This window comes from Aeromonas sp. R5-1, from assembly GCF_040908265.1.
Taxonomy (GTDB): domain Bacteria; phylum Pseudomonadota; class Gammaproteobacteria; order Enterobacterales; family Aeromonadaceae; genus Aeromonas; species Aeromonas caviae.
Window position 1 is genome coordinate 1 of record NZ_JBFODJ010000036.1, and the last position, 25906, is coordinate 25906.

Genomic DNA, 25906 nt, shown 5'->3' on the forward strand with positions numbered 1-25906 from the left:
GGCCTTGTTGATCAAATCCAAAGTCGGATACTCGCTCCCCAACCCGCCGGGCGGGCTTAGTTGACGGCCTGCCGAATAGGCATACCAAGCCCTATGACCTTGTTCATGACTTTCACCCCGGCCAGGATCTCACCCACCTGGGCGTTGTAGCTCCGCAGACTCAGTTTCGGACCGATGAGCTGCTTGAAGCGATACATGGCGGTCTCAGCTATCGAGCGCTGATGATAGCCAGAGTCCTTTTTCCATTGCTCCAGTTCTCCTGCCTTGAGCGCGGCAACCGCCTCGTTGCGTGGATGGCCTTTCTTCCAGAATGCCGCATTCTTTCTCGGCGGTATGGTGGCCTTGATGCCCTTCTTTTGCAGTAGGGCATAACAGGCTCTGGTGTCATAAGCACCATCGGCGCTGACTTGTTCTATCTTGCGGCGCAAGGGGTTGAGCAGCGTGGGCAGCACCTCGTTATCGCCCACCGTTTCCAGGCTGACTTCGGCTGCGACGATGGCATGGGTCGCCGCATCTACGGCCAGGTGAAGCTTGCGCCAGACGCGGCGTTTCTCCTTGCCGTGCTTGCGAATTTTCCATTCGCCCTCGCCATAGACCTTGAGTCCGGTGGCATCGATGACGAGGTGAGCCACCGGGCCATGGCTCGGTAGGCGGTACTTGATTTCGACCGTCTTGGCACGCTTGCTGATACAGCTGTAGTCCGGCGACTGTAAGGGCACCTTCATCAGCTTGAACAGCGAGTTGATGAAGCCTTCCAAGGCACGCAGCGGTAGCTTGAATACCGCCTTGAGCATCAGCGCGGTTTCAATGGCAGAGTCGCTGTAATGGAAGCCTCGCCCCCGGCGGCCATGATGGGTTTGGCAATGCCACTGCTGGATGGCTTGCTCATCCATCCAGACGGTCAACGAACCACGTTGCACCAAGGCTTGGTTGTACTGTTTCCAGTTGCTGATCTTGTGCTTGGACTTGCCCATCTGGCGCTCCCGGTGGTGAACCTAAGAGATCAGATCACCAAACTGCGGGATAGTTCCCTGATTTGAGCAACAACGCCTGATCAAGAGCTCGGGGTTGAGGGCCATGGCGATGGCGATCACCAGCCGCTGGCGCATGCCGCCGGAGAACTGGTGCGGGTAGTCCTTGAGCCGGCTCGGGTGGATGTCGACTATCTCCAGCAGCTCCTGGGCACGCTTGATCGCCTCATAGCGGGTCATGCCGGGGTTGTGGGCCAAGAGCACGTCGCAGAACTGCTCCTCCATGCGCAGCACGGGGTTGAGCGCATTCATGGCGGACTGGAACACCACGCTCGCCTGGCGCCAGCGGTAGCTGCGCAACCGCTCGTCGTCGAAGCCGAGGATGTTCTCTCCCTTGAACAGGATCTCGCCGCCGCTGATGTAGGCGGGCGGTTTGTGCAGGCGCGCCACCGAGAAGGCGACCGTGGACTTGCCGCAGCCGGACTCGCCGGCGAGGCCGAACACCTCACCCGGCATGATGTCAAAACTGACCGAATTGACGGCGCGCACGTCGCCGCTCTCGGTGATGTAGTCGACGCAGAGCTGGCGCACCGACAGCAGGGGTTGTTGCGGCTTCATGCTGTCTTCTCCTGAGCAGTGATGGGAGTGGCAAGCTGCTTCCAGCGACGCAGGCCCTTGTGGGAACGAAGCTGCGGGTTGGCAATTTCGTCGATGGCGAAGTTGAGCATGGCGAGGCCCGCCCCCAGGGTGGCGATGGCGAAGCAGGGGGCCAGGATCTCCCACCAGGCGCCCACCAGGATGGCGCTCGAGGTCTGGGCGTTGTAGAGCATGATGCCCCAGCTCACGACGGTGGGGTCGCCGAGTCCCAGGAACTCCAGGGTCGCCTCGGTGACGATGGCGTAGATGATGGACCCGATGAAGCTCACTCCGATGATGGAGATGAGGTTCGGCAGTATCTCCACCAGGATGATGCGCCAGGCCGGTTCACCCAGCACCTCGGCGGCGATGACGAACTCCTTTTCCCGCAGGGCCAGGGTCTGGGCGCGGATGACCCGGGCACCATAGGCCCAGGAGGTCAACCCTATGATGAGGGCGATCACCATGGGGGAGGCCTCTCCGATGAAGCTCGCCAGCACCAGCAACAGGGGGAGGTTAGGGATCACCAGCACCACGTTCATCAGGAAGGTGAGGCACTCGTCCACCACGCCGCCGAAGTAGCCGGCGGTGATGCCCACCGTGATGGCCAGGGCGCACACCAGCAGGCCTGCCCCGAAGCCCACCATCAGGGAGATGCGGGCGCCGTTGGTGAACTGGGCCCAGAGATCGTGGCCCATGCGGTTGGAACCCATCACCAGCTCCATGCTGGGGGGCTGGTGGGGGCGGGCGACCCGCTTGGTGGGTTCGTTGCTGGCGAGCAGCGGGGCGAACAGGGCCATCAGCACGAAGGTGACCACGATGGCGAGGCCGAAGGCGGCCTTCTTGTTGCCCAGCAGGATTTTCAAGATAGTCGGCATACGCATCTTATTTGCCTCCTGTACGCAGACGGGGATCCAGGAAGACGTAGAGCACGTCCGCCAGGAAATTGAAGCTGAGCATGGTGATGGTCATGATGAGCAGTTGCCCCTGGATGAGGGGGTAGTCACGGGCCAGGATGCCCTGATAGAGGGTCAATCCCAGGCCGGGGTAGTTGAAGATCACCTCGGTGATGAGGGATCCGCCGATGACGAAACCGAGCGCCATGGAGAGGGCGGTGACGCTGGGCAGCACGGCGTTGCGCGCGCCGTAGTTGAAGATCACCCGGTTGCTGGAGAGCCCCTTGGCCTTGGCCATGGTGATGTAGTCCTCGCCCAGGAGATTGATCATGTTGTTGCGCATGGTGATGAGAAAGCCTCCTACCTGCACCGCGGCCAGGGTGCCCACCGGCATGATGGCGTGCAGCAGGATGCTCTTGATGTGCTCCCAGCCAAAATCGGCGGGGATCTCGGGGCTGTAGGCGTAGCCGATGGGCAGCCAGCCGAGGCTCACGCCGAACAGGAAGAGGGCGAGCAGGGAGACCACCACGGGGGGGATGGCCTGCATCACCAGGGTGAGCGGGGAGAGGATGCTGTCCATGCGTCCGCCCCGGTACCAGGCGGCGAAGATGCCGACGATGGAGCCGATGGAGAAGCTCAGAATGGTGGAGGTGCCCACCAGGAACAGGGTCCAGCCGATGGCGCGGCCGAGGACGTCGGCAACCGGTTGGGGGTAGTAGCGCACCGAGGTGCCGAGATCCCAGGTGAAGACGCTCTTCACATAGGTGAGAAACTGGGTGCCGATGGGGCCGTCCACGAAACCGAAGGTGGCTTTGAGGGCTTCCAGCGCGGCGGGTTCCATCATGGCGCCGGCCCGGGCAAACATGACGGAGACGGGGTCCCCCGGCATGGCTCTGGGTAGCAGGAAGTTGATGGTGGCGGCCACCAGGAAGGCGACCAGATAGAAGGAGAAGCGTCTAAGTATAAATCCCATGGTGATACCTTTTACTGCAAGCCTGCCCCGCGCCGGGCAAAGCTCCCCCAACCCCGGCAACGACGGGGGATGGAAGACATGGCGGGGAAGAGGGCCCCCCGCAGGGGGCCGGGGTGATTAGCTGTTTGGCTTGAGTGACAGCACGTGCAGCAGACGCTCCGGGGTGTCCGGGTGAACCTGCGGCTTGGCGACCGGGTTGTCGGCACTGAACCAGCCATTGAAGCGCTTGGTGCTGTATTCGTACCAGGTCGGGTTGTTGAACACCGGGATGATGGTCTGGTTGGCCCCGACACGCTCCTGGATGGCGAACATGATCTCCTTCTGCTTGGCCGCATCGGCGGTCTGGGTGAAGTCGTCGATCAGCTTGTCGAGTTCGGGATCCTTGTAGCGGGGCGCCGCGAAGCGGTTGCCGCGCTCACCCATGTTGCGGGAGTGGAAGGCGGTCTCGAAGTACTTGTGCGGGTTGGCACCGGCAAAGTAACCCTGCAGGGCGACGTCGAAGTCACCGGTGATCAGGGACTCGGTCCAGACGGTGGCTTCCGGGGTGGCGGTCTTGGCGTTCAGGCCCAGGGCCTGCAGGCCTTCGACCCCGATCTGGACGGTGTTGACCCAGTCGGTCCAGCCGTTCGGTACCAGCACCTTGAACTCGATCTTCTTGCAGCTCGGGGTGTCGAGGAACTTGTCGCCGTCACAGTCCTTGTAGCCTGCCTGTTTCAGCAGGGCCTTGGCCCCTTCCAGGTCGAACTTGTTGTACTTGCCGTACTTCTTCTCGACGTCCGGGTTGTCCCAGGAGGCGAATGCCTTGCCAAGCCCTGACGGGTACTCGTTGACGGTGGGGTAGCCGTAGCCCGCGATGTCCACCATGGACTGGCGGTCCATGGCCATGGAGAAGGCGCGGCGGAAGTTGATGTCGTTGAAGGCTTCGTGGTTGCCCGGGTTCTTGCTCTGGAAGTTGACGTTGAACGCCACTGTGCCGGAAGCGGGGAACCAGTACTTGTTGTTCTTGGGATCGTTGCCGACGTAGAGGCGCTCGATGTCCGGCACGAAGGAGCCGAACCAGTCCACGTCCCCCTTCATTACGGCGGCCAGAACCTGGTCGTTGGTGGCCATCTGCGGCATGCGCAGGCAGTCGATGGAGAGGTTGGCGTTGTCCCAGTAGTGCGGGTTGCGGCACTGGGTGTAGAGCTGGGCGGAGAAGTTGTCCACTTCGGTGAAGGGACCGGTCCCGACCGGCTTGTCGTTGGTGAAGGCCACCGGGTCTTTCACCGACTTCCACTGATGCTCCGGCACGATGGGCACCAGCACCAGGTCGTTCACCACGTTGGTGTTGATCTCGGCCAGGTCGAATTTGACCTTGTGGTCACCCAGCTTCTCGACACCCTTGATCTGAGTCCAGATGGAGCGCTCGTCCAGCGCCTTGTTGGCCTTGACCAGGTTGAAGGAGAAGAGGATGTCGTCGGCGGTGAAGGCTTCACCATCGGACCACTTGACCCCTTCGCGCAGGTCGAAGGTGACGGATTTCAGATCATCGCTGAAGGCGTAGTGGGTAGCCAGACGATAGACGGGTTTGCCACCCTGCATATCGTTGAAGATCACCAGCGGCTCATAGATGAAGTGACGGGTGGTGTGGAGCAGACCCGCTTGCAGGAAGGGGTTGAAGTTCTTGACCCATGCGGTTTCCTGCTGGGCAACCAGGGTCAGCACCGTCTTGTTGTCGGCGGCCATGGCTGTGCCGGTGGCACCGGCGAGCAGAGTTCCCAGCATGACTGAGGTTGCGATTTTGGATACTTTGGCAAGCATATTTTTTCCTTTCTTATTGGTCTTCCATGGTTTTGGAATGGAGCACCGACATCCCATGCTTGGATACCGGCCCTCGCTGTTGGTCAGGTTTTGCACCCTTGTAGTTGTGTCGTCCAACGCCCTTAGAAAAGCAGAATTAACAGGAAAACAACAACTCTTCATTTCGTCGATATCGTAAAAATTGCACGGCGCACGTCATTATCGTCAAAATGCATTTTAAATCCTTTTAAATTATAAAGTTGCATTAATTCTCACAAAGTAAAAAGTCACCTTGCCACTCCCTGTGACAACGATAATGTGAGCTGGATCGTGCTCGTTTTTTCCCCGTTGACGCGGCTTATTTTTGCGCAGGAAACAAGCGGCTCATGTGGGCGGAGAGAAGTGTGCGCTGGTTCACGGGCACGTGCGAAAAGAGCAAGGAGAGGGAGACCGGTGACGAGGGGCGGCACAGGGGATGACAGGGGGGCATGCAAGAGCCTGACGGGCGGCGGACATTAAAAAAGCCAGTCGGTGAGACCGACTGGCTTTGAGGGGGAGTGGCGTGATTAATCCACCAGGCTGGCCCAGAGGTCGTACTCGTCCGCTTCGTCGATGCGGACCTTGACCATGTCGCCGGGCTTGAGGCCGGTTTCACCATTCAGGTAGACCAGGCCGTCGATCTCGGGGGCATCGGCGGCGGAGCGGCCGGTGGCACCTTCTTCGTCCACCTCGTCGATCAGCACCAGCATCTCTTTGCCCACTTTACGGGCCAGCTTGCGGATGGAGACCTGCTGTTGCAGTTCCATGAAGCGCTGGAAGCGCTCTTCCTGCACCTCGGCCGGCACCGGATCCGGCAGCTCGTTGGCCTTGGCACCCTCGACCGGGCTGTATTTGAAGCAGCCAACCCTGTCCAGTTCCGCCTTGTCGATGAAGTCCAGCAGCATCTGGAACTCTTCCTCGGTCTCGCCGGGGAAGCCGACGATGAAGGTGGAGCGCAGGGTGATCTCGGGGCAGATCTCGCGCCACTTCTGGATGCGCTCCAGGGTGCGCTCGACGGACCCGGGGCGCTTCATCAATTTGAGGATGCGCGGGCTGGCGTGCTGCAGCGGGATGTCGAGGTAGGGGAGGATCTTGCCGTCGCGCATCAGGGGAATGACGTCATCCACGTGCGGGTACGGGTAGACGTAGTGCAGGCGCACCCACATGCCGAGCTTGGCCAGCTCTTCGCACAGGGCCACCATGCTGGTCTTGACCGGCATGCCGTCGTAGAAGCCGGTGCGGTGCTTGACGTCCACGCCGTAGGCGGAGGTGTCCTGGGAGATCACCAGGATCTCCTTCACGCCAGCCTCTTTCAGGCGCTTGGCTTCGGCCAGCACTTCGCCGATGGGGCGGCTCACAAGATCCCCGCGCATGGAGGGGATGATGCAGAAGGTGCAGCGGTGGTTGCAGCCTTCGGAAATCTTGAGATAGGCGTAGTGGCGCGGGGTCAGCTTGACGCCGTGGGCCGGCACCAGGCTGGTGAAGGGGTTGTGGGTGGGTTTTTCCACGTATTTGTGGACGTGGCCCAGCACCTCTTCATAGGCGTGGGGACCGGTTATTTCGAGCACCTTGGGGTGGATCTCGCGGATCTGGTTCTCTTTGGCACCCAGGCAGCCGGTGACGATCACCTTGCCGTTCTCGGCCAGGGCCTCACCGATGGCTTCCAGGGACTCCTGCACCGCGCTGTCGATGAAGCCGCAGGTGTTGACCACCACCAGCTCCGCATCGTCATAGCTGGGCACCACGTCGTACCCTTCGGTACGCAGCTGGGTCAGGATGCGTTCGGAATCGACCAGGTTTTTGGGGCAACCCAAGGAGACGAATCCTACTTTGGGGGCCTGTTTTGTGTTGGACATCGCTCAATCACTCTTAGGTGGCTCTTATTCAAGGGCGCGGATTTTACCGGAATGGCTAACCAAAAACTATACAGCCGACACGTCGGAAGCGAACAATCTCTTTGCCCGGGGACGCGGGGTGGGGCGGGCGTGACATGACCACGGGCAGGGAGGGGGCCGTCGCCAGTGCGGGCGGGATCACGATCCCTGTGCGCCGTCACCATTTGGCAGGAGGGGCAAAACGGGTGTCACTATACTCCCAACAGGCCTATCAGAAGGATGTGCGGGATGGAGAGTTCATTTGGTGAGAAAGTGCAGAACGTGCACGCCACCCTCAGGCAGCGGTTTGACAAGTTGAGCCGGGTGGCGATCGCCATCTACGACCCGCAGACGGACCAGCTCAAGACCTTTGCCCACAGCACGGACGGGGGCTCGCCGCTGTTGCAGTACGAGGTCAGGCTGAGCGAGGTGCCTTCCCTGCGCTACCTGGCCGAGCACCAGCAGCCCAGGGTGCTCGACACCCTGGATTCCCTGCTGGGCTCCCCCTCCGAGCACAGCCGCAAAGTGCTGGCGGCCGGGTACGCGTCGAGCTATACCGAGCCGCTGCTGCTCAACAGTCGCTTGTTCGGCTTTCTGTTTTGCGATGCCAAAGAGCCCGGTTACTTCGATGGCGCCATTTGCGGTGAGCTGGCGGCCTATGCCCAGATCCTGGCGGCCATCCTCGCGGTGGAGTTCTTCTCCATCCAGACCCTGAACGGGGCCCTGACCACGGTGCGAGAGTTCAGCCGCTACCGGGACGAGGAGACCGCCAATCACCTGCACCGCATGTCGGCTTATTCGCGGCTCATCGCCCGGGAGGTGGCGGCCCATTACCCCTTGAGTGACGAGGAGGTGGAGTTCATTCACCTTTTTTCCGAGCTGCACGATATCGGCAAGATTGCGGTGCCCGACGCCATCCTGCTCAAGCCGGGCAAGCTCACGGCCGAGGAGTACGGGGTGATGAAGAGCCACCCCTTCAAGGGGCGGGAGATGATCGCCCTGATGATCCGCGAGTTCGGCCTGGACGGTATCCATCACACCGACATGCTGAAGAACATCATCGCCTACCACCACGAACGTTTCGACGGTCAGGGCTATCCGGAAGGACTGGCGGGGGAGGCGATCCCCCTGGAGGCCCGCATCGTCGCGGTGGCGGATGTGTTTGACGCCCTCACCAGCGAGCGCCCCTACAAGCAGGCCTGGCCCCTCGAAACGGCCTTCGAGTACCTCAAGACCCATGCCGGCAGCCAGTTCGACCCTGTTTGCGTCGCGGCGGCGCTGCAAAGCCGGGAGGCGTTTTGTGCCATCCACCGGCAATATCGGGATCCCGTGATCACCTGATTGCGCCCCCCTCTCTCCTCCCCGGCTTCTCCCGGATTCCCCAGGCCCCGTCATCTGATGGCGGGGCCTGGGGCCCTCTCTTGTTTCATCGCCTTGAGGTGCATCCGGCGCCGGGGGTTGTTCTGCGGCATTGCGGCGGGGCAGGGCGCCGCGGTGGGCGGGGCGGCCAACGGGGGGATTATCCGGGGTAAGGTCATAAGAGTGCCTTATAAAGAGAGGCCACATATTAGCCGTATGACTGACATGAGGCCGCTGGCGGGCACGACATGGCCGGGGCGGCGCTTCTGGCGGCCCGTCCCGTCGCGATGTCGGCTCGGTGGTGACACTTTAATCATTTCAATAATTCTTGTATAGTTGAAATAAAGCATCCAAGGGGGGAGATCCATGAACAAAGAGACGGCCACCAAGGTCTTTGAATCGCTGGCATCCGGGATCCGGCTCGAGGTGTGGCGGCTGCTGGTCAAGGCCGGGCTGGAGGGGCGGGTCGCGGGGGAGCTGGCCGGCGAGCTCGACATCGCCCCCAATACCCTCTCGTTTCACCTCAAGGGGATGCTCAACGCCGGGTTGCTGTCGGTGGAGCAGGAGGGGCGCTTTCTGCGCTATCGCGCCAACATCCCCCTGATGCTGGGGGTGATCGCCTACCTCACCGAGGAGTGCTGCGCCGGTCATCCCGAGGCGTGCGGCCTGCTGCCCGCCGGGCCCGGCAGCGCCTCCCGCGCCGAGGGGTCGTCGTCCTGCTGCGGCGAGTCGTAACGGGCCATGCCGGGCTGTCTATGCCCATGTGCCGTGCCATTCATCTATTCAACCTGGGGTGCGAGCGTGGATCGCACCGGGAGTCATCATGTCTGCAGGCTGTGAGGCCAAGGCAGCCCCTGCCATCGGCTTTTTTGAACGTTATCTGACCGCCTGGGTCGCCCTCTGCATCCTGGTGGGCATTGGCCTCGGGCAGGGGTTGCCGAGTCTCTTCAAGGCCATCGGCGCCATGGAGGTGGCCAGGGTCAACCTGCCGGTGGGGCTGCTTATCTGGGTGATGATCATCCCCATGCTGCTCAAGATAGATTTTGGCGCCCTGCACCAGGTGAAGGGGCACCTCAAGGGAATCGGGGTCACCCTCTTCATCAACTGGCTGGTCAAGCCCTTCTCCATGGTCTTCCTCGGCTGGCTCTTCATCCGCGTGCTGTTTGCCGACTGGCTGCCGGCGGATCAGCTCGACAGCTACGTGGCGGGCCTCATCCTGCTGGCGGCAGCCCCCTGCACCGCCATGGTGTTTGTCTGGAGTCGCCTCACCAACGGCGATCCCTACTTCACCCTGTCGCAGGTGGCGGTGAACGACCTCATCATGGTGTTTGCCTTTGCCCCGCTGGTGGCGCTGCTGCTCGGGGTCTCCAGCATAGTCGTGCCCTGGGATACCCTGCTCACCTCGGTGGTGCTCTACATCGTCATCCCTGTCATCCTCGCCCAGCTGCTGCGCAAGGCCTTGCTGAGAAAGGGGAAGGCCCATTTTGACGGCGTCATGACGTGCATCCAGCCCTGGTCGGTGGCGGCCCTGCTGCTCACCCTGGTGCTGCTGTTCGCCTTCCAGGGCAACGCCATCATCGAGCAGCCGCTGGTTATCGCCCTCCTGGCGGTGCCCATCCTGATCCAGGTGCTGTTCAACTCCGGGCTCGCCTACTGGCTCAACCGCAAGGTGGGGGAGAAGCACTCGGTGGCTTGCCCTTCCGCCCTGATCGGGGCCTCCAACTTCTTCGAGCTGGCGGTGGCCGCCGCCATTAGCCTGTTCGGCTTTCATTCGGGCGCGGCGCTCGCCACCGTGGTCGGGGTGCTCATCGAGGTGCCGGTCATGCTGCTGGTGGTGCGCGTGGTCAACGCCAGCAAACCCTGGTACGAGGCGGGACAAAAGCGCTAACGGATGGCCACTAACCCATTTCTATTCACTTGAGTCATGAGAGACAGGCAAATGAGTGCAATCACCCTCTATCACAACCCGGAGTGCGGTACCTCCCGCAACACCCTCGCGCTGATTCGCAACAGCGGCGTGGAGCCCACCATCATCCACTATCTGGAGACGCCCCCCTCCCGCGACGAGCTGGTGGCCCTGATCGCCGCCATGGGCATGCCGGTGCGCGATCTGCTGCGCAAGAACGTGCCCCCCTACGAAGTGCTGGGGCTGGCAGAAGATCGCTTCAGCGATGATGAACTGATCGACGCCATGCTGGCCCATCCCATCCTCATCAACCGGCCCATCGTGGTCACGCCCCGCGGCACCCGGCTGTGCCGCCCGTCGGAGGTGGTACTCGATATCCTGCCCGACCCGCAGCAAGGAGCGTTTGCCAAGGAGGATGGTGAGCAGGTGGTGGACGGTCAGGGCAAACGGCTTCGTTGAGCCCCTGCGCGTCAGCGTCTGACCCGCGCCGGGGGGATGCCCTTAACGGGCAGGTGCCAGATCTGCTACTGTGACCTTCGACTCATCACAGAGGGTGGAAACAATGAAGATTCGATTCCTGGTGATAGCCACGGCACTGGCGCTGGCCTCAACCCCCGGTCTGGCCGACTGGGCAAAGCTGAAGGAGGCCGCCTCCGAACTCGGTACCGCGGTGAGCGATACCAGCAAGGAGGCGTGGAAGGGGATCACCGATTTCTCCAAGGAGACCTGGGAGTCGGTGTCCAGCTGGGGGGCCGAAGCCTACAACAAGGCGGGGGCCTGGACGGCAGAGAGCGCGGCCACCGGCAAGGAGTGGCTGACCGCCGCCGACAAGAAGCTCGACACCATGCTCGAGCCCAAGACCCCGGAGGAGGCGAGAACCGCCCTCGATACCATGGCCGATACCGCCCTGGTGCGGCTGTTCAACGAACAGCCCTCTGCCAAGTTGCTGTTTGACAAGGCTTATGGCTATGTGGTGTTCGACTCGCGCAAGTTCTCCCTGATGATCCACACCAATCAGGGGGCCGGGGTCGCCGTCAATCGCACCAGTGGCAAGCACACCTACATGAAGATGTTCGGTGCCGGTCTTGCGGCCGGGATCGGCGGCAAGTTCTACCAGCAGGTGATCCTGTTCGAAGACAAGGCGAGGTTCGATGCCTTCGTCAGCAAGGGGTGGGAAGCCACCTCCGAGGTGGGCGCCGTGGCGGGCAAGGAGAGCGCCGAGCTCACCGCCAAATACAATGGCGGCATGGCTATCTACCAGATTGGCGAGAAGGGACTGTTGCTTGACGCCAACATCTCGGGCTCCAAGTACTGGCTGGATGATGACCTGAACAAGTGATCCCTGCCAATCTGACCCGGCATTTCATGGATGGCTAGAGATGCACCCTGTTTACTTGTCGGGATTTGCAGTAAAAAGAGGGCCCAAGGCCCTCTTTTTCATGGGCGCCGCACAGAGTCCGGCGACCAGGAGAGCAAGATGACCCATGAGGCCGAGCAGGATCGGATGGCTGCCCACCGCCGGGAGTGGGACAAGCAGAGCATCTACCTGCGGCGGCGGCTGGGCGATCCCCCCGGATCTGCGACCTGATCCCCGGATGGCCGGTGCCCGCCGGCCTGATCGCGCCCCGCTTTTATCCCTGATCTCGAGATCTCGCTCTGGTTGGCACCTTTATTGCTTCAAGCCAGTCAGTGTCAATGATTTGTCTGGGAAGGGAAGATGGAAATTAGCGCAAGCAGCCTGATGCAAGAGATGCAGGCCCTCAAGGTGGAAGCCGGTGCCACGCCGTTGACCCAGCCCGGTCGTCCGGTCAGTTCGGATTTCGGCCAGATGCTGCAACAGGCCCTGGACAACGTCAACGAGTTGCAGGGCACCGCCAACGATCTGCGTACCCGCTTCGATCTCGGCGACAAGTCGGTGGATCTCTCCCAGGTGATGATCGCCGGCCAGAAATCCTCCATCGCCTTCGAGGCGACGGTGCAGGTGCGCAACAAGATGGTCGATGCCTACAAGACCATCATGAACATGCCGGTGTAACTCGGGCCCATGGCGACCGAGCATCATGAAGATGTCAGCAACAAGGACATAAACCGTGGCAACTGATCAAAACGGCGATCTGCTGATCAACAACGAGGGGGCGGCCGCCCTCGACGAGCACGAGCAGAAGAGCTCGGCGCTGGGCTTCCTGTCCAACACCGATGTGTTGCGCCAGATCACCCTGATCCTGGGGCTGACCATCTGTCTGGCCATCGCCGTCTTCATCCTCTTGTGGGGCAAGGAGCCGGAGATGCGTCCCCTCGGCACCTTCACCACCCAGGAGCTGGTCTCCACCCTGGATTACCTGGATCAGCAGAAGATCCCCTATCAGGTGGATGGCAAGAGCGTGCTGGTCAGTGCTGAAAACTATGCGGACATCCGGTTGCGCCTGACCCGCGCCGGTCTGGCCAACAACAGCGACGCCAGCAACGACGGCGAAGCCATCCTGCTCAAGGACTCCAGCTTCGGCGTCAGCCAGCGCATGGAGAGCGAGCGCCTGAAACTGAGCCGCGAGCGCCAGTTGGCGAGCGCCATCGAGCAGTTCCAGAACGTCGCCAAGGCCCAGGTGCTGCTGGCTATCCCGAAAGACAACGTGTTCGCCCGCAACGAACGCAAGCCCAGCGCCACCGTGGTCCTGAGCCTCAAGGGCAACGCCCTGGGCCAGGGTGAGGTGGACTCCATCGTCGACATGGTCGCCTCCGCCGTTCACGGTCTGGAGCCGACCCGCGTCACCGTGACCGACCAGAACGGTCGCCTGCTCAACTCCGGCTCCCAGGATCCCCTCTCTGCCCAGACCCGCAAGGAGTTTGCGATGCAGCAGAAGCAGGAGCTCGAATACAAACAAAAAATTGACGCCATCCTGATCCCGGTGCTGGGGGCCGACAACTATACGGCGGAGGTGGATCTCTCCCTCGACTTCTCCCAGCAGGAACAGACCCGCAAGACCTACAACCCGGACCTGCCGGCGGTGCGCTCCGAAATGACCATGGAAGAGAACAGCGCCAGCGGCAGCAACGGCGGGGTGCCCGGCGCCCTCTCCAACCAGCCGCCCGCCGCGTCCAACATTCCCGAGCAGGCTGCCGGCGGGGAAGGAACCGCCTCTTCCGGCCGTTCCCGCAAGGAAGCGACCCGCAACTTCGAACTGGACACCACCGTCAGCCACATCCGGCGCCAGCAGGGCGGCATTCGCCGCATGACGGTGTCGGTGGCGGTGGATTACAAGGCCATCCCCGGCGCCGACGGTGCCGTGACCCGGGAAGCCCGCAGCCAGGCCGAACTCGATACCCTGCGCCGTCTGCTGAGCGGCGGTCTGGGCTTTGACGTGACCCGGGGGGATACCCTGGAGGTGGTCGCCATTCCGTTCAACCGCCCGGAACTCGAGACCGTTGCCGACATTCCTCTCTACGAGCAGCCCTGGTTCTGGCGCGCGGTGCGCATCGCCGCCTCCGTGCTGGTCATCATAGTGCTCATCGTCACCGTGGTGCGGCCCATGCTCAAGCGCCTGCTCTACCCGGACGCCAAGCCGGAAGGGGAGCTGGACTTCGACAACCACACCGTGCTGGGTGGCGACGACGAACTGAGCCTGCTGGCCGCCCAGGCCGAGGCCGAACCGGTATTCGGTCTGCGGGATGGTCAGCTCAAGCTGCCTGACCTGCACCGTGACGAGGATCTGCTCAAGGCCGTGCGCGCCCTGGTAGCGAACGAACCTGACCTGGCCGCCCAGGTCATCAAAGAATGGGTAACCAAAGATGCCTGAAGAGAATAAAAGCCAGGTCACCGGCAACGACATCACCGAAAGCCAGCGCCTGATCCTGGATCAGATGGGCGGCATGGAGATGGCGGCGGTGCTGATGCTGAGCCTCAACGAGGAGGACGCGGCCCAGATCTTCCGCCACCTCGAGCCCAAGCAGGTGCAGCGGCTCGGCATGTCCATGGCCTCCATGTCGGATTTCAGCCACGATCGGGTGGCGGCGGTGCATCGTCAATTTATCGACGACATCCAGAAGTACACCAATATCGGCATCGGCAGTGAAGACTTCGTGCGCAAGGCTCTGGTGGCGGCGCTCGGGGAGGACAAGGCCAGCAACCTGGTGGATCAGATCATCCTGGGCTCAGGCGCCCGTGGCCTCGACTCCCTCAAGTGGATGGATGCCCGCCAGGTGGCCAGCATCATCCAGAACGAGCACCCGCAGATCCAGACCATCGTCCTCTCCTATCTGGAGCCGGAGCAGTCCGCCGAGATCCTGAGCCAGTTCCCGGAGCAGGTGCGCCTGGATCTGGTGATGCGCATTGCCAACCTCGAAGAGGTGCAACCGGCGGCGCTGCAGGAGCTCAACGACATCATGGAGAAACAGTTCGCCGGTGCAGCCGGTGCCCAGGCGGCCAAGATGGGCGGCCTGAAGGCGGCGGCCAACATCATGAACTACCTGGACACCAACATCGAAGGGCAGCTGATGGACTCCATCCGCGAGTCGGACGAGGAGATGAGCCAGCAGATCCAGGATCTGATGTTCGTGTTCGAAAACCTCATCGACGTGGACGATCGGGGCATCCAGACCCTGCTGCGGGAAGTGCCCGGGGATCTGCTGCAACGGGCCCTCAAGGGGTCGGACGACCAGATGCGGGAAAAAGTATTCAAGAACATGTCCAAGCGGGCCGCCGAGATGCTGGCGGACGACCTCGAGGCCATGGGGCCGATCCGGGTCTCCGAGGTGGAAGCCGCCCAGAAGGAGATCCTCTCCACGGCGCGCCGCCTGGCGGATGCGGGCGAGATCATGCTGGGGGCGGGTGGTGGCGAAGAGTTCCTCTAAGCCATGGGCCATGGAATGTGCGATGATGTCGGCCCCTGTACCCGGCCCTCGATAGGAGTCTCTTCGGCACATGAATGACAAGAACAGCAAACTGCGCGGCTATCTGAGGCCCGAGTCCGACACGGCGCAGATTGAGACCTGGGGCTGGCCAGAGATGGAGACCGAAGCCGAGGTCGAGACCAATGCTCTGGGGCTGGCTCCTGACTGGTATCGTCAGGAGCAGGCCGATGCGGCCCTGCCGGAAGAACAACCCGAAGAACCCGCCCCCAGCATCACCGCCGAAGAGGTGGAGGCGATTCGTCAGGCCGCCTGGGAAGAGGGGATGCGCGATGGGCGCGAGGCCGGTTTTGCCAAGGGGCTGGAAGAGGGCAAGCTCGAAGGCTTGCAGCAGGGCCACCAGGCCGGGCTGGAGCAGGGCAAGGAAGAGGGACTCGCCATGGGGCGGGAGCAGGTGGAACTGGAGATAGCCCGCTGGCAAGCCCTGGTCTCACGCCTGGCCACTCCCCTTGGCGAGATGGACGAGGCGGTGGAGCAGCAGCTCATCGCCCTGGTACAACAGCTTGCCCGCGCCCTCATCCGCCATGAGGCGCAAACCTCCCCCACGCTGCTGCTGGAGGCCCTCAAGCAGGGGTTGGCCCTGCTCCCTGCCGCCGAGCAGGGGGTCACCCTGATGCTGCACCCGGAGGATGTGACCCGGGTAGAAGCCGCTTTTGGCGCCGAGGAGTGCGCCAGGCGCCACTGGCGGCTGCAAAGCGAGCCCACCTTCTCCCCCGGTGATCTGCAACTGGCCACCGAGCTTTCCAGCATCGATCTCACCCTCTCCGGGCGCATCGATCAGCTGCTGCGCAACTTCCTGCGTGACAACGCGAGCTGAGCCATGGCCCGGTTCGAACCCGTCGTGCAGCGCCCTGCTGACGGCATCATCAGGCACTCATCGTCGGAGGCGACATGACGGAACCCCTTCTTGATCGGCTTAAAGGCTACCGGGTTCGCGAGCAGGCCCCCATACCGCCCGTGGCGGGCAAGCTCACCCGGGTGGTGGGGTTGACCCTGGAAGCCATTGGCTGCCGCGCCGCCATCGGCTCCCTGTGCCGCATCGATACCCAGGATGGGGCCCTGGAGGCCGAGGTGGTGGGGTTTGCCGGGGATCGCCTGTTCTTGATGCCGAGCGAGCAGCTCAAGGGGGTTATTCCCGGCGCCCGGGTGGTGCCCGTCACCGAAGATCACGGCATTCCGGTGGGCATGAGTCTGCTTGGCCGGGTCATCGACGGTATCGGCCAGCCCCTGGACGGGCTCGGCCCCATCCTCTCGTCCCAGACGGTGCAGTTCGCCCAGCACCGCATCAATCCCCTGGCCCGTCGCCCCATCCATCAACCCATGGACGTGGGGGTACGGGCCATCAATGCCGTGCTCACCGTGGGCCGGGGTCAGCGCATGGGGCTGTTCGCCGGCTCCGGTGTTGGCAAATCCGTGCTGCTTGGCATGATGACCCGGGGCTCGGTGGCGGATGTGGTTGTGGTGGGCCTCATCGGCGAGCGGGGCCGGGAGGTGAAGGAGTTCATCGAGGAGATCCTCGGCGCCGAGGGGCGCGAGCGCGCCGTGGTGGTGGCCGCCCCTGCCGATGCCTCGCCGCTGATGCGCCTCAAGGGGTGCGAGACGGCGCTCGCCATCGCCGAGTATTTCTGCGAGCAGGGGCTCAACGTGCTGCTGCTGATGGACTCCCTCACCCGCTACGCCCAGGCACAGCGGGAAATTGCACTGGCGGTGGGGGAGCCGCCGGCCACCAAGGGCTATCCCCCCTCGGTGTTTGCCAAATTGCCGGCGCTGGTGGAGCGGGCCGGCAACGGCAGCGACGGCCAGGGCTCCATCACCGCCTTTTTCACCGTGCTGACGGAGGGGGACGATCTGCAGGATCCCATCGCCGACGCGGCCCGGGCCATCCTCGATGGCCACATCGTGCTGGCGCGGGAGCTGGCGGATGCGGGCCACTATCCGGCCATCGACATCGAAAAATCCATCAGCCGGGTCATGCCCATGGTGACCTCACCGGAGCACATGGAGCTGGCGCGCACCTTCAAGCAGTTCTACTCCCTCTACCAGCAGAACCGGGATCTCATCACCATCGGCGCCTACAGCCAGGGATCGGATCCGCGCATCGACCGGGCCATCATCCAGAAACCCTATCTGGATCAGTTCTTGCAGCAGAAAATGCGCGAGGTCATTCACTACGATGAAGGCCTGCAATCCCTGCAACTGGTGGCCATGCCCCTGATGCGTTGACCGGTGGAGAGCCCTTATGAGTAAAGGATTGACGTTGCTGGCGAGTCGGCTGGAGGAGGCCGAACAGCAGGCCGCCATGGCGCTTGCCAAGGCCCAGCAGGATCTCAAGCTGTTCATGGATCAGCAAAACGCCCTCAACCAGTACCGCCAGATCTACCACCAGCAGTGGACGGAGCGCGGTCTGCAGGGGATCAGCCCCCAGCAGAACAGCCAGTATCACGCCTTCATCAACAAGCTCGAAAACGCGGCGACCCAGCAGTACCAAGGGGTGTTGCAGGTGCGCGAGGCGCTGGCCGAGTGCCGCACCCAGTGGCTCGAAGCCCAGCAGCGGCGCAAGGCGGTCGAGCTGCTGCTGGAGAAGAAGGCGGACAAGGTGCGCCAGAAGGCCCAGCGCCAGGAGCAGAAGATGCTGGATGACTACGCCATCCTGCGTCGTTATCACCAATCTGGCCTGTAATTTGCTTTCTTCCGGTCATGCGAGGCCGATGGGCCAAGCCATGACCGCACGTGCGGCCGTCACCGAATCGTCGTCAGGGATCCCAGCATGATACAGACCCCCTTGATTAGCACTCTCCCCCAGGCGCCTTCTGCCGATGGCAGCGCCACCCTGCTGGCTCCCACCATTGGGGGCGAAGGGGGCGTGCAGCCGTCAGGCGAGGGCAAGGCCGCCTTCTCGCAAGCCATGGCCATGGCCCAGCTGATGGGCAAGGCGCCAGCCAGTCAGGGCAACCCACCGCTCCAGGGCCCCGCCGAGGGCGCCCGGGAGGGGCTTGCCCCGGCTGCCAAATCTTTGGCGTCTGACGAGCCCGCCACCGAGTCCGCGTCTTCCTCGAAGGGGGCGGACGACGAGGGGGAGCTGCCTCCCGACGACTTCCTGCAACAGTTGCAAGCCTCCCTGCGCCAGGATGTGAGCCTGGTGGTGCCCCCGACATCGCCCGCCATGGCCGGTGAGGCGGCGGTGCCTGTGGACGGCAACCCCTTGCCGCCTGGCGCCGCAGCGCCTGGGATGGCAGAGGGGGTGGGAATGGCGAAGGACGTGGGGATGGCAGAGAGCGTGGAGGCGGCAGAGGGGAGCGCCTCCCTGCCGCAGATGACGCCAGAGCGTCAGCAGGAAGGGAACAAAACGAAAGCCATCCCCGGTGCGGCCCAAGGCGCCAGCGCCGTGCCGAGCGGTCAGGGTGCTCTGCCGCTGGGGGCCGAAGAGCCCGCCTTGGCCGATGACATTGCCGTGGCCGACCAGGGCGGAGCGACCCGCCAGCCCATGGCTGGCAAGGGAGCGGAGCCGGATGCCAAGGGGGGTGAGCCCCCTCTCTCGGGTCAGGAGCGTGCCGCCCTGCTCGCCAAAGTAGTGGCAGGAGAAAACGCCCAGGCTCCCACTGTCACCCGGGCTGACTCATCGCAAGAGGCACTGGTGACCGATCCCCTGGCGTCGGCCGGACAGGGGACAACCACTTCCCGTGCCGCCAGCGCCTATGGCGATGGCGTGATCCGGACGGTGGCGCAGGGGCCGGCCCCTGCGGCCACACCGGAGTCCGCCCCGCCCGCGACGGCGGCAGGGGCAGAGAAGGACGCCCCTGTCGCCGGTGAGGCCAGACAGGCTGAGGCTGCGAGCGGGCAGGGAGCCCGTGCAGGGGCCGAGCCTGCGGTGAATGCAGGGAGCAGCCAGCCCGTGACGACGGAAGACCCGGCCCCCGTGCAGGTGGCGCCGCAGATCCTGGCTCGTCATGAATCCCAGGGGGCACAGCCCCCCCTGACGGCCCTCTCGGCGGGCCTGGACCAGATGGAGAGCGCCCCCGTGGTGGCCGCCGGCGCGGCCGTGTCGGTGAAGCCCGCGGTGGACAAGTCCCGGCTCGATGAGCTGGGCAAACAGTCGGGGATGGAGGTCAAGGGCAGTGAACCCGCCGAGGGGAGCCAGCCTTTGCATCAGGCACAGAGCCAGGTCGGCGAGAACAGACCGCTGGCCGAGTCGACCGTCAGACGGGAGCCCCAGAGCCTGCCCCACCTCAAGCTGGCGACCCCTGAGGCCCCCGAGCAGCTGCACCACAAGGTGAACCTGATGCTGGCGGACAAGCTGCAACAGGCGGAGATCCAGCTAGACCCCCTGGGGCTTGGCAAGATGAAGATCCAAATCCAGATGGATGCCTCCAGCCAGGCCAGCGTGCACTTCGTGGTGCAGCATGGCCAGACCCGTGAGATGCTGGAGCAGGCCATGCCGCGCCTGCGCGACATGCTGGCAGGGCAGGGGATCCAGCTCGGCCAGACCGTGGTGCAACAACAGGCGCAGCAGCAAGCCTTCCAGCAGCAAGGGCAGTCATCCTCCCAGGGTCAGTCCGGTTTCGGTGACCAGGGGCGACAGGGGGGAAATGGCGGCGGCAGCGATGGCAGAGAGGCCGAGGGGAGCGCTCGCAACCTCACGCTGCTGGTGGAATCGGCAAACGATGCCGGAATCGATTTCTATGCTTGATGCATTCTTAAGTAAGTTTATGATACCGAACAAGTTTGAGACTAGGGTGGACAAGGGATGGCAGACGATAACGAACTGACGCTGAAGGATCCGGCGGCAGGCAAGAAAAAGAAGCTGATCATGATAGTCGCCCTGGCCGTCGTGCTCCTTGGTGGGGGGGGCGCCGGCGCCTGGTTCATGCTCGCCGGTGGGGATGAGCCCGCTGCCGAAAAGAGCGAGGCCAAGCCGGAGGCGAACACGCCCCAGCCCTCGCTCTATGTGGGCATGCCCCGTCCCTTCGTGTTCAACGTGGCGGGAGGCCAGCGGGATCGGCTGGTGCAGATCAAGATCCAGCTGATGGTGCGCGGCACCGCCGACGAAACCCTGGCCAAACAGAACATTCCCCTGATCGAAGGCACCTTGCTGCGGGTCTTCAGCTCGGCGACCGCCGAACAGCTGATGACCTTCGAGGGCAAGGAGAAGCTGCGTCAGGATTCGCTGGAAGAGTGCCGCCGGGTGCTGAACGACCTGGTCTCTTCTCCCGTAATCGAACAAGTGCTGTTTACCGGCTTTGTCATGCAATGAAAGGTGAAGCGTGAGCGATCTGTTAAGTCAGGACGAGATTGATGCCCTGCTGCACGGCGTCGACGATGTCGAGGAGGAGGAGCTGGGAGCTGCCGGGGATCCCGGTATCGCCCAGTTCGACTTCTCCTCCCAGGACCGCATTGTCCGCGGCCGCATGCCGACCCTGGAGCTGGTGAACGAACGGTTTGCCCGCCACATGCGCATCAGCCTGTTCAACATGATGCGGCGCACCGCCGAGGTCTCCATCAACGGCGTGCAGATGCTCAAGTTCGGCGAATATGTCCACACCCTGTTCGTGCCCACCAGCCTGAACATGGTGCGTTTCCGCCCCCTCAAGGGGACGGCGCTCATCACCATGGAGGCGCGGCTCGTCTTCATTCTGGTGGAGAACTTCTTTGGCGGTGATGGCCGCTACCACGCCAAGATCGAGGGGCGGGAATTCACCCCCACTGAGCGGCGCATCATCCAGATGCTGCTCAAGCTGGTGTTCGAGGACTACAAGGACGCCTGGGCGCCGGTGATGGACGTGGGCTTTGAATACCTCGACTCCGAAGTGAACCCGGCCATGGCGAACATCGTCAGCCCCACCGAGGTGATCGTGGTGAGTTCCTTCCACATCGAGCTGGACGGCGGTGGCGGCGACTTCCACGTGGCCATGCCCTACTCCATGCTGGAACCCATCCGCGAACTGCTGGATGCGGGGGTGCAGAGCGACAAGGGGGATACCGACGTGCGTTGGAGCAAGGCCCTGCGCGACGAGATCATGGACGTCAAGGTGGAGCTCAAGGCCAAGCTGCTGGAGACCGAGCTCTCCTTGCGTGAGCTGATGGAGCTCAGACCCGGGGACATCATCCCGGTGGAGATGCCGGAGAACCTGCTGGTCTTTGTGGAGGATCTGCCCACCTTCCACGCCAAGATGGGGCGCAACAAGGAGAACGTGGCGCTCAAGATCACCGACAAAATCAAGCGCCCTGACGGGGTCAAGACAGAGATGCATCTGGTGACCCGCGGGGGCGTGCGCATTGATGGCGAAGCCGAGCTGGAAGAGCTCGAGCGAAGCATCTCTGACAAACACCCTGATTGATCCTCCCCCCGGGGGAGGTGTTGCAACACTGAGGAATTGAAGATGAGCGGAACCGATGACGAGCAGGATTTGATGGCTGACGCCTGGGCGGCCGCACTGGAGGAGCAGGTCACGGCCGAAGCCAAGCCTGCCCCCCTGGAGGAGTTGAAGGACGAAGCCCCCATCAGCGCTGAAGAGCGGCGCAAGCTGGACACCATTCTGGACATCCCGGTGACCATCGCCATGGAAGTGGGCCGCAGCCAGATCAGCATTCGCAACCTGCTGCAACTGAACCAGGGCTCGGTGGTGGAGCTGGATCGGGTGGCGGGTGAACCCCTGGACGTGCTGGTCAACGGTACCCTGATCGCCCACGGCGAGGTGGTGGTGGTGAACGACAAGTTCGGTATCCGCCTCACCGACGTCATCAGCCAGATTGAAAGGATCAAGAAGCTCAAATGATCCGTGTGCTCCCGTTGTGGCTGTTTTCCCTGCCTGCCCTGGCCAACCCGGGGGTAGGGGCCAATCCCCCCAGCCTCACCTCCTGGCTGCTCTCCAGCCTGATGGTGATCGGCCTTATTCTGGTGCTGGGCTTCCTGCTCAAGAAGAGCAAGCTTTCCCAGGTGATGGGAGGGGGCCAGATGAAGGTCATCGCCACCCTGCCCCTTGGCTACAAGGAGAAGCTGATGGTGGTCAAGGTGGGCGGCCAGCAGCTGCTGGTCGGGGTGACGCCGCAGCAGGTCAACTTCCTCTATCGCCTGGAGGAGCCGCTGGACGAGAGCCAGCCCCAGGCGTTCTCCGAGCAACTGGGCAAACTGATGGGCAAGCATGAAAAACGTTAACTGGACCCGGTGGCTGGCACTGCTCTCTCTGGTGCTCTCGCCCCTGGCGATGGCCCAGGACGGCATGTCGGCACTCACCGTCAAGACCATGGCGGATGGCAGTCAGGAGTACAGCCTGACCCTGCAGGTGCTGGCGCTGATGACCGCGCTCTCCTTCCTGCCGGCCATGGTGATCATGATGACCTCCTTCACCCGGATCATCGTGGTGCTCGGCATCCTGCGCCAGGCCATCGGTCTGCAGCAGAGCCCCTCCAACCAGGTGCTGATCGGCATCGCCCTCTTCATGTCGTTTTTCATCATGTCGCCGGTGCTGGATCGCATCAACAACGAGGCGTTGCAGCCCTATCTGGCCGAGACCATCGGGGCCAAGGAGGCCCTGGAGAAGGCGGAGCTGCCCATTCACCAGTTCATGCTGGCCCAGACCCGGGTCAAGGATCTCAATACTTTCATGGAGATAGCGAACGTGCAGGTGGCAGAGCCTGCGGACGTGCCGCTACGGGTGCTGATCCCGGCCTTTGTCACCAGCGAGCTCAAGACCGCCTTCCAGATAGGCTTCATGCTGTTTCTGCCCTTTCTGGTCATCGATCTGGTGGTCGCCAGTATTTTGATGGCCATGGGGATGATGATGCTCTCCCCCATGCTGGTCTCCCTGCCGTTCAAGCTGATGCTGTTCGTCATGGTAGATGGCTGGAACCTCATTCTGGGCTCCCTGGCCACCAGCTTCGGGCTGGGCTCGGGTGGTTAGGGGAGGGCAGACCCTCCCCCTGGCTCTCCCCTTCACTCGGGGAGGAAGCGAAGAGGCCTCTCTTTCTTTCGAAGGAGGAGGCCAGGAGGATGCGGCCCTGGGCAAACCCATCAAAAGGAGCGAGCAATGAGTCCTGAAACCTTCGTCGACGTCTTTCGCGAGGCGCTTTGGCTGGTGACCATCATGGTGTGCGCCGTGATCCTGCCGAGCCTGATGGTGGGGTTGGTGGTCGCCATCTTCCAGGCCGCCACCTCCATCAACGAACAGACCTTGAGCTTCCTGCCCCGTCTGGTGGTCACCCTGCTGGCCCTGGGGGCGGGGGCTCACTGGGGATTGCAGAGTCTGATGGACTTCTTCCAGCTGATGGTGAGCCAGATCCCCGAGGTGGTGGGCTGATGCCAGCCAAGGGCCACTCTTTTGCTCTGGCCGAGGCAGACCGGGGCCTGCGTCCTCCCGTTGGCCTGTTCCTGCCGGGAGTGTTGCTGTCATGACCTACACCACGGCGCTCATCATGGAGTGGCTCTCCTCCATCCTCTGGCCCCTGGCCCGGGTGAGCAGTCTCCTGATGGTGATGGCGGTCTTTGGCAGCCGGCTCGCCCCGGCCCATATCCGCATCGGCCTGGCGCTGGTGATCACCCTCATCATCGCCCCCCTGCTGCCCCCGATGCCGAAGATCGAGCTCTTTTCCCTCGGCAGCTTCCTGGTGCTGGGGCAGCAACTGCTCATCGGCATCGCGCTCGGCCTCATGACCCAGTTCCTGCTGGAGACCTTCGTGATGGCGGGTCAGGTCATCGCCATGCAGACCAGCCTGGGCTTTGCCACCCTGGTGGACCCCATGAATGGCCAGTCGGCTCCCGTGGTGGGCCAGTTCTACCTGATGCTGGCGACCCTGGTGTTTCTCGCGGTGGACGGCCACCTGCTGATGCTGCGCATGGTGGTGCTGAGTTTCGAAACCCTGCCGGTATCTGACAGCGGGCTCACCCTGCCTGCCATCCGCAGCCTGGTGAGCTTTCTCGGGGTCATGTATCAGGCTTCTCTGGTGATGGCGCTTTCGGCCATCATCGCCCTGCTGCTGATCAACTTCGCGTTCGGGGTGATGACTCGTGCGGCCCCCCAGCTCAACATCTTCAGCATCGGCTTTGCGGTCAGCATGATGTCGGGCCTGTTCATCCTCTGGCTCACCATCGGTGGCTTCATGGGGCACTTCGACGCGCTCTGGGAGCGGGTGCAGGAGACCAGCTGCGAGCTCATCAACGTCCAGTGCTTCGGGGGCCAGCATGACTGAGGCCCTCCGGGTTGCGGCCCTTTTGCTGCCAGTCTGGCGGGCCGCCAGTCGGCTGATGCCGGCAGGAGGCCAGCATGGCTGATACCGATCAGGAACGCACAGAACAACCCACGGGCAAACGACTGCAACAAGCCCGGGAAAAAGGGCAGATTGCACGTTCCAAGGAGCTGGGTACCGCCAGCGTCCTGCTGGCGACCGTGTTCGGCCTCCTGATGATCAAGGAGAGTCTGGCAGGGGCCATGATCAAGGTACTCACCATGGGCTTTACCCTGGACCGGGATCAGGCGTTCGACCCCAATGCCATGGGGGCCATGGTGCCTGCCCTGCTGGGGGAGCTGATCCAGCCTCTGGGGCTGCTGTTCATGCTGGTGATCATCGCCGCCTTCGTCGGCAACACCCTGCTCGGCGGGATGAATTTCTCCTCCGAGGCCATGTTGCCCAAGTGGAGCAAGCTGAGCCCCCTGAGCGGCATCAAAAGGATGTTCGGGGTGCAATCCCTGGTGGAACTTGTCAAATCCATCGCAAAAGTGGTGTTTATTAGTCTGTTCGCCTGGTGGATGCTGTCGAGCCAGTTCAACCATCTGCTGAATCTCTCTCTTGAGGGCTTTCCCGGCGGCATCGTCGATGCCCTGGACCTGCTGCTCTGGATGCTGATCATCCTCTGCTGCGCCCTGATCCCCATTGTCGCCATCGATGTGCCGTTCCAGAGCTGGAACCACAATCGCCAGCTCAAGATGACCAAGCAGGAGATCAAGGACGAGTTCAAGGACAGCGAAGGCAAGCCCGAGGTCAAGGGGCGGATACGCCAGTTGCAGATGCAGATGGCCATGCGCCGCATGATGGGGGATGTCCCCAAGGCCGATGTGATCATCACCAACCCGACCCACTACTCGGTGGCGCTCAAATACGATGCGGGCAAGCCGGGGGCGGCGCCCAAGGTACTGGCCAAGGGGGTCGACGAGGTGGCGATGAAGATCCGGGAGATCGGGCGCGAATACGACATCCCCGTCATGTCCTCCCCGCCGCTCACCCGGGCCCTTTACCACGCCACCGAGATTGGCCAGGAGATCCCGGAGGGGCTCTTCGCCGCCGTCGCCCAGGTGCTGGCCTATGTCTATCAGCTCAAGAAGTTCCGCCGTGGCCGCGGCCGGCGCCCGACCCCCATCGCCAAGGATCTGCCCATTCCACCCGAGTTTCGCAAATAACGCAGTGGAGGCAGCCTGATCCCGGGTGCTCTCCCTTGTGCCCCCCGCGTTTCGCAAATAAAGCGGTGGGATGGCCCCACCATCCGATCTCTCCCTTGTGTCGCAAACAAGGCCGCAATCTCCCTGTCGAAGCGCGTCGCCTCGCCCCATGGCCTGGGCTGGCCTTTGGCCGGCTTGGTGAAG

25 protein-coding genes and 1 pseudogene are annotated in these 25906 nt (G+C 62.9%); 20 read left to right on the forward strand and 6 right to left on the reverse strand.

Annotation, left to right across the window (positions count from 1 at the left end):
• Positions 1-56 precede the first annotated feature (56 nt).
• The 6 genes and pseudogenes from AB5Y64_RS04765 to rimO form a co-directional block, all read right to left on the reverse strand.
• The gene (locus tag AB5Y64_RS04765) at positions 57-974 is read right to left on the reverse strand and encodes an IS5-like element ISEc35 family transposase (protein ID WP_113979304.1); all 918 of its coding nucleotides are present in this window, start codon (positions 972-974) and stop codon (positions 57-59) included.
• Between the two features lie 78 nt (positions 975-1052).
• Positions 1053-1589 (reverse strand): annotated as a pseudogene (locus AB5Y64_RS04770) (ATP-binding cassette domain-containing protein); the annotation flags it as partial.
• Positions 1586-2491 (reverse strand): ABC transporter permease, encoded by a 906-nt coding sequence (locus AB5Y64_RS04775; RefSeq protein WP_103243534.1) that lies wholly within the window; start codon positions 2489-2491, stop codon positions 1586-1588. The gene AB5Y64_RS04775 and the pseudogene AB5Y64_RS04770, both read right to left, overlap by 4 nt.
• 1 nt (position 2492) lies before the next feature.
• The gene (locus AB5Y64_RS04780) at positions 2493-3476 is read right to left on the reverse strand and encodes an ABC transporter permease (RefSeq protein ID WP_010673905.1); all 984 of its coding nucleotides are present in this window, start codon (positions 3474-3476) and stop codon (positions 2493-2495) included.
• 117 nt (positions 3477-3593) lie between these two features.
• The gene (locus AB5Y64_RS04785; RefSeq protein ID WP_043156495.1) at positions 3594-5276 is read right to left on the reverse strand and encodes an ABC transporter substrate-binding protein; all 1683 of its coding nucleotides are present in this window, start codon (positions 5274-5276) and stop codon (positions 3594-3596) included.
• Between the two features lie 545 nt (positions 5277-5821).
• Positions 5822-7150, reverse strand: a complete 1329-nt coding sequence (gene rimO, locus AB5Y64_RS04790; protein ID WP_202042914.1) for a 30S ribosomal protein S12 methylthiotransferase RimO — start codon at positions 7148-7150, stop codon at positions 5822-5824.
• 267 nt (positions 7151-7417) lie between these two features.
• Here rimO and AB5Y64_RS04795 point away from each other — a divergent pair, with 267 nt between their 5' ends.
• The 20 genes from AB5Y64_RS04795 (at position 7418) to flhB (ending at position 25723) form a co-directional block, all read left to right on the forward strand.
• Positions 7418-8509, forward strand: coding sequence for an HD domain-containing phosphohydrolase (locus AB5Y64_RS04795; protein ID WP_323933509.1), 1092 nt, complete (start codon positions 7418-7420; stop codon positions 8507-8509).
• 384 nt (positions 8510-8893) lie between these two features.
• Positions 8894-9262 (forward strand): helix-turn-helix transcriptional regulator, encoded by a 369-nt coding sequence (locus tag AB5Y64_RS04800; protein WP_103243532.1) that lies wholly within the window; start codon positions 8894-8896, stop codon positions 9260-9262.
• 88 nt (positions 9263-9350) lie between these two features.
• A complete protein-coding gene (gene arsB, locus AB5Y64_RS04805; protein ID WP_103243531.1) occupies positions 9351-10415 on the forward strand; it encodes an ACR3 family arsenite efflux transporter in 1065 nt (354 codons plus the stop codon).
• Positions 10416-10466: 51 nt separating this feature from the next.
• Entirely contained in the window at positions 10467-10892 is a 426-nt protein-coding gene (gene arsC / locus AB5Y64_RS04810) for a glutaredoxin-dependent arsenate reductase (protein ID WP_103243530.1), read from the forward strand.
• A 103-nt stretch (positions 10893-10995) separates the two neighbouring features.
• Complete coding sequence (locus AB5Y64_RS04815; protein WP_103243529.1) at positions 10996-11772, forward strand: hypothetical protein; 777 nt, start codon at positions 10996-10998, stop codon at positions 11770-11772.
• A gap of 378 nt (positions 11773-12150) precedes the next feature.
• Positions 12151-12468, forward strand: a complete 318-nt coding sequence (fliE, locus tag AB5Y64_RS04820) for a flagellar hook-basal body complex protein FliE (protein WP_029314161.1) — start codon at positions 12151-12153, stop codon at positions 12466-12468.
• 55 nt (positions 12469-12523) lie between these two features.
• The gene (fliF, locus tag AB5Y64_RS04825) at positions 12524-14224 is read left to right on the forward strand and encodes a flagellar basal-body MS-ring/collar protein FliF (protein WP_041212623.1); all 1701 of its coding nucleotides are present in this window, start codon (positions 12524-12526) and stop codon (positions 14222-14224) included.
• The gene (fliG, locus tag AB5Y64_RS04830) at positions 14217-15278 is read left to right on the forward strand and encodes a flagellar motor switch protein FliG (protein ID WP_010673917.1); all 1062 of its coding nucleotides are present in this window, start codon (positions 14217-14219) and stop codon (positions 15276-15278) included. Before fliF ends, fliG begins: the two co-directional genes overlap by 8 nt.
• 70 nt (positions 15279-15348) lie before the next feature.
• Positions 15349-16152, forward strand: coding sequence for a flagellar assembly protein FliH (fliH, locus tag AB5Y64_RS04835; RefSeq protein WP_069652850.1), 804 nt, complete (start codon positions 15349-15351; stop codon positions 16150-16152).
• A 74-nt stretch (positions 16153-16226) separates the two neighbouring features.
• Complete coding sequence (gene fliI / locus AB5Y64_RS04840) at positions 16227-17558, forward strand: flagellar protein export ATPase FliI (protein ID WP_368203382.1); 1332 nt, start codon at positions 16227-16229, stop codon at positions 17556-17558.
• A 16-nt stretch (positions 17559-17574) separates the two neighbouring features.
• Complete coding sequence (gene fliJ / locus AB5Y64_RS04845) at positions 17575-18015, forward strand: flagellar export protein FliJ (RefSeq protein WP_039039911.1); 441 nt, start codon at positions 17575-17577, stop codon at positions 18013-18015.
• A gap of 87 nt (positions 18016-18102) precedes the next feature.
• A complete protein-coding gene (locus tag AB5Y64_RS04850; RefSeq protein ID WP_368203384.1) occupies positions 18103-20022 on the forward strand; it encodes a flagellar hook-length control protein FliK in 1920 nt (639 codons plus the stop codon).
• Between the two features lie 57 nt (positions 20023-20079).
• On the forward strand, positions 20080-20586 hold the full coding sequence (fliL, locus tag AB5Y64_RS04855; RefSeq protein WP_010673922.1) for a flagellar basal body-associated protein FliL: 507 nt from the start codon (positions 20080-20082) through the stop codon (positions 20584-20586).
• Between the two features lie 10 nt (positions 20587-20596).
• Complete coding sequence (gene fliM / locus AB5Y64_RS04860; RefSeq protein ID WP_368203385.1) at positions 20597-21670, forward strand: flagellar motor switch protein FliM; 1074 nt, start codon at positions 20597-20599, stop codon at positions 21668-21670.
• Between the two features lie 42 nt (positions 21671-21712).
• On the forward strand, positions 21713-22108 hold the full coding sequence (fliN, locus tag AB5Y64_RS04865) for a flagellar motor switch protein FliN (protein ID WP_010673924.1): 396 nt from the start codon (positions 21713-21715) through the stop codon (positions 22106-22108).
• Complete coding sequence (gene fliO / locus AB5Y64_RS04870; protein ID WP_010673925.1) at positions 22105-22488, forward strand: flagellar biosynthetic protein FliO; 384 nt, start codon at positions 22105-22107, stop codon at positions 22486-22488. The genes fliN and fliO overlap by 4 nt, the downstream gene beginning before the upstream one ends.
• Complete coding sequence (fliP, locus tag AB5Y64_RS04875; RefSeq protein ID WP_010673926.1) at positions 22475-23233, forward strand: flagellar type III secretion system pore protein FliP; 759 nt, start codon at positions 22475-22477, stop codon at positions 23231-23233. Before fliO ends, fliP begins: the two co-directional genes overlap by 14 nt.
• 126 nt (positions 23234-23359) lie before the next feature.
• Positions 23360-23629: a flagellar biosynthesis protein FliQ gene (gene fliQ / locus AB5Y64_RS04880; protein WP_010673927.1), complete on the forward strand. Its 270-nt coding sequence runs from the start codon at positions 23360-23362 to the stop codon at positions 23627-23629.
• A 91-nt stretch (positions 23630-23720) separates the two neighbouring features.
• Positions 23721-24518 (forward strand): flagellar biosynthetic protein FliR, encoded by a 798-nt coding sequence (gene fliR / locus AB5Y64_RS04885; protein WP_368203388.1) that lies wholly within the window; start codon positions 23721-23723, stop codon positions 24516-24518.
• 74 nt (positions 24519-24592) lie between these two features.
• Positions 24593-25723 carry a flagellar biosynthesis protein FlhB gene (flhB, locus tag AB5Y64_RS04890; protein ID WP_041212629.1) on the forward strand — a complete coding sequence of 377 codons (1131 nt, stop codon included), beginning with the start codon at positions 24593-24595 and terminating at the stop codon, positions 25721-25723.
• Positions 25724-25906: the final 183 nt, after the last annotated feature.

What these genes read in the sequence shown, in the direction of transcription:
- AB5Y64_RS04765 (WP_113979304.1), bottom strand. Translation starts at nt 974, where the DNA reads ATGGGCAAGTCCAAGCACAAGATCAGCAACTGGAAACAGTACAACCAA.
- AB5Y64_RS04775 (WP_103243534.1), bottom strand. Translation starts at nt 2,491, where the DNA reads ATGCGTATGCCGACTATCTTGAAAATCCTGCTGGGCAACAAGAAGGCC.
- AB5Y64_RS04780 (WP_010673905.1), bottom strand. Translation starts at nt 3,476, where the DNA reads ATGGGATTTATACTTAGACGCTTCTCCTTCTATCTGGTCGCCTTCCTG.
- AB5Y64_RS04785 (WP_043156495.1), bottom strand. Translation starts at nt 5,276, where the DNA reads ATGCTTGCCAAAGTATCCAAAATCGCAACCTCAGTCATGCTGGGAACT.
- rimO (WP_202042914.1), bottom strand. Translation starts at nt 7,150, where the DNA reads ATGTCCAACACAAAACAGGCCCCCAAAGTAGGATTCGTCTCCTTGGGT.
- AB5Y64_RS04795 (WP_323933509.1), top strand. Translation starts at nt 7,418, where the DNA reads ATGGAGAGTTCATTTGGTGAGAAAGTGCAGAACGTGCACGCCACCCTC.
- AB5Y64_RS04800 (WP_103243532.1), top strand. Translation starts at nt 8,894, where the DNA reads ATGAACAAAGAGACGGCCACCAAGGTCTTTGAATCGCTGGCATCCGGG.
- arsB (WP_103243531.1), top strand. Translation starts at nt 9,351, where the DNA reads ATGTCTGCAGGCTGTGAGGCCAAGGCAGCCCCTGCCATCGGCTTTTTT.
- arsC (WP_103243530.1), top strand. Translation starts at nt 10,467, where the DNA reads ATGAGTGCAATCACCCTCTATCACAACCCGGAGTGCGGTACCTCCCGC.
- AB5Y64_RS04815 (WP_103243529.1), top strand. Translation starts at nt 10,996, where the DNA reads ATGAAGATTCGATTCCTGGTGATAGCCACGGCACTGGCGCTGGCCTCA.
- fliE (WP_029314161.1), top strand. Translation starts at nt 12,151, where the DNA reads ATGGAAATTAGCGCAAGCAGCCTGATGCAAGAGATGCAGGCCCTCAAG.
- fliG (WP_010673917.1), top strand. Translation starts at nt 14,217, where the DNA reads ATGCCTGAAGAGAATAAAAGCCAGGTCACCGGCAACGACATCACCGAA.
- fliH (WP_069652850.1), top strand. Translation starts at nt 15,349, where the DNA reads ATGAATGACAAGAACAGCAAACTGCGCGGCTATCTGAGGCCCGAGTCC.
- fliI (WP_368203382.1), top strand. Translation starts at nt 16,227, where the DNA reads ATGACGGAACCCCTTCTTGATCGGCTTAAAGGCTACCGGGTTCGCGAG.
- fliJ (WP_039039911.1), top strand. Translation starts at nt 17,575, where the DNA reads ATGAGTAAAGGATTGACGTTGCTGGCGAGTCGGCTGGAGGAGGCCGAA.
- AB5Y64_RS04850 (WP_368203384.1), top strand. Translation starts at nt 18,103, where the DNA reads ATGATACAGACCCCCTTGATTAGCACTCTCCCCCAGGCGCCTTCTGCC.
- fliL (WP_010673922.1), top strand. Translation starts at nt 20,080, where the DNA reads ATGGCAGACGATAACGAACTGACGCTGAAGGATCCGGCGGCAGGCAAG.
- fliN (WP_010673924.1), top strand. Translation starts at nt 21,713, where the DNA reads ATGAGCGGAACCGATGACGAGCAGGATTTGATGGCTGACGCCTGGGCG.
- fliO (WP_010673925.1), top strand. Translation starts at nt 22,105, where the DNA reads ATGATCCGTGTGCTCCCGTTGTGGCTGTTTTCCCTGCCTGCCCTGGCC.
- fliP (WP_010673926.1), top strand. Translation starts at nt 22,475, where the DNA reads ATGAAAAACGTTAACTGGACCCGGTGGCTGGCACTGCTCTCTCTGGTG.
- fliQ (WP_010673927.1), top strand. Translation starts at nt 23,360, where the DNA reads ATGAGTCCTGAAACCTTCGTCGACGTCTTTCGCGAGGCGCTTTGGCTG.
- fliR (WP_368203388.1), top strand. Translation starts at nt 23,721, where the DNA reads ATGACCTACACCACGGCGCTCATCATGGAGTGGCTCTCCTCCATCCTC.
- flhB (WP_041212629.1), top strand. Translation starts at nt 24,593, where the DNA reads ATGGCTGATACCGATCAGGAACGCACAGAACAACCCACGGGCAAACGA.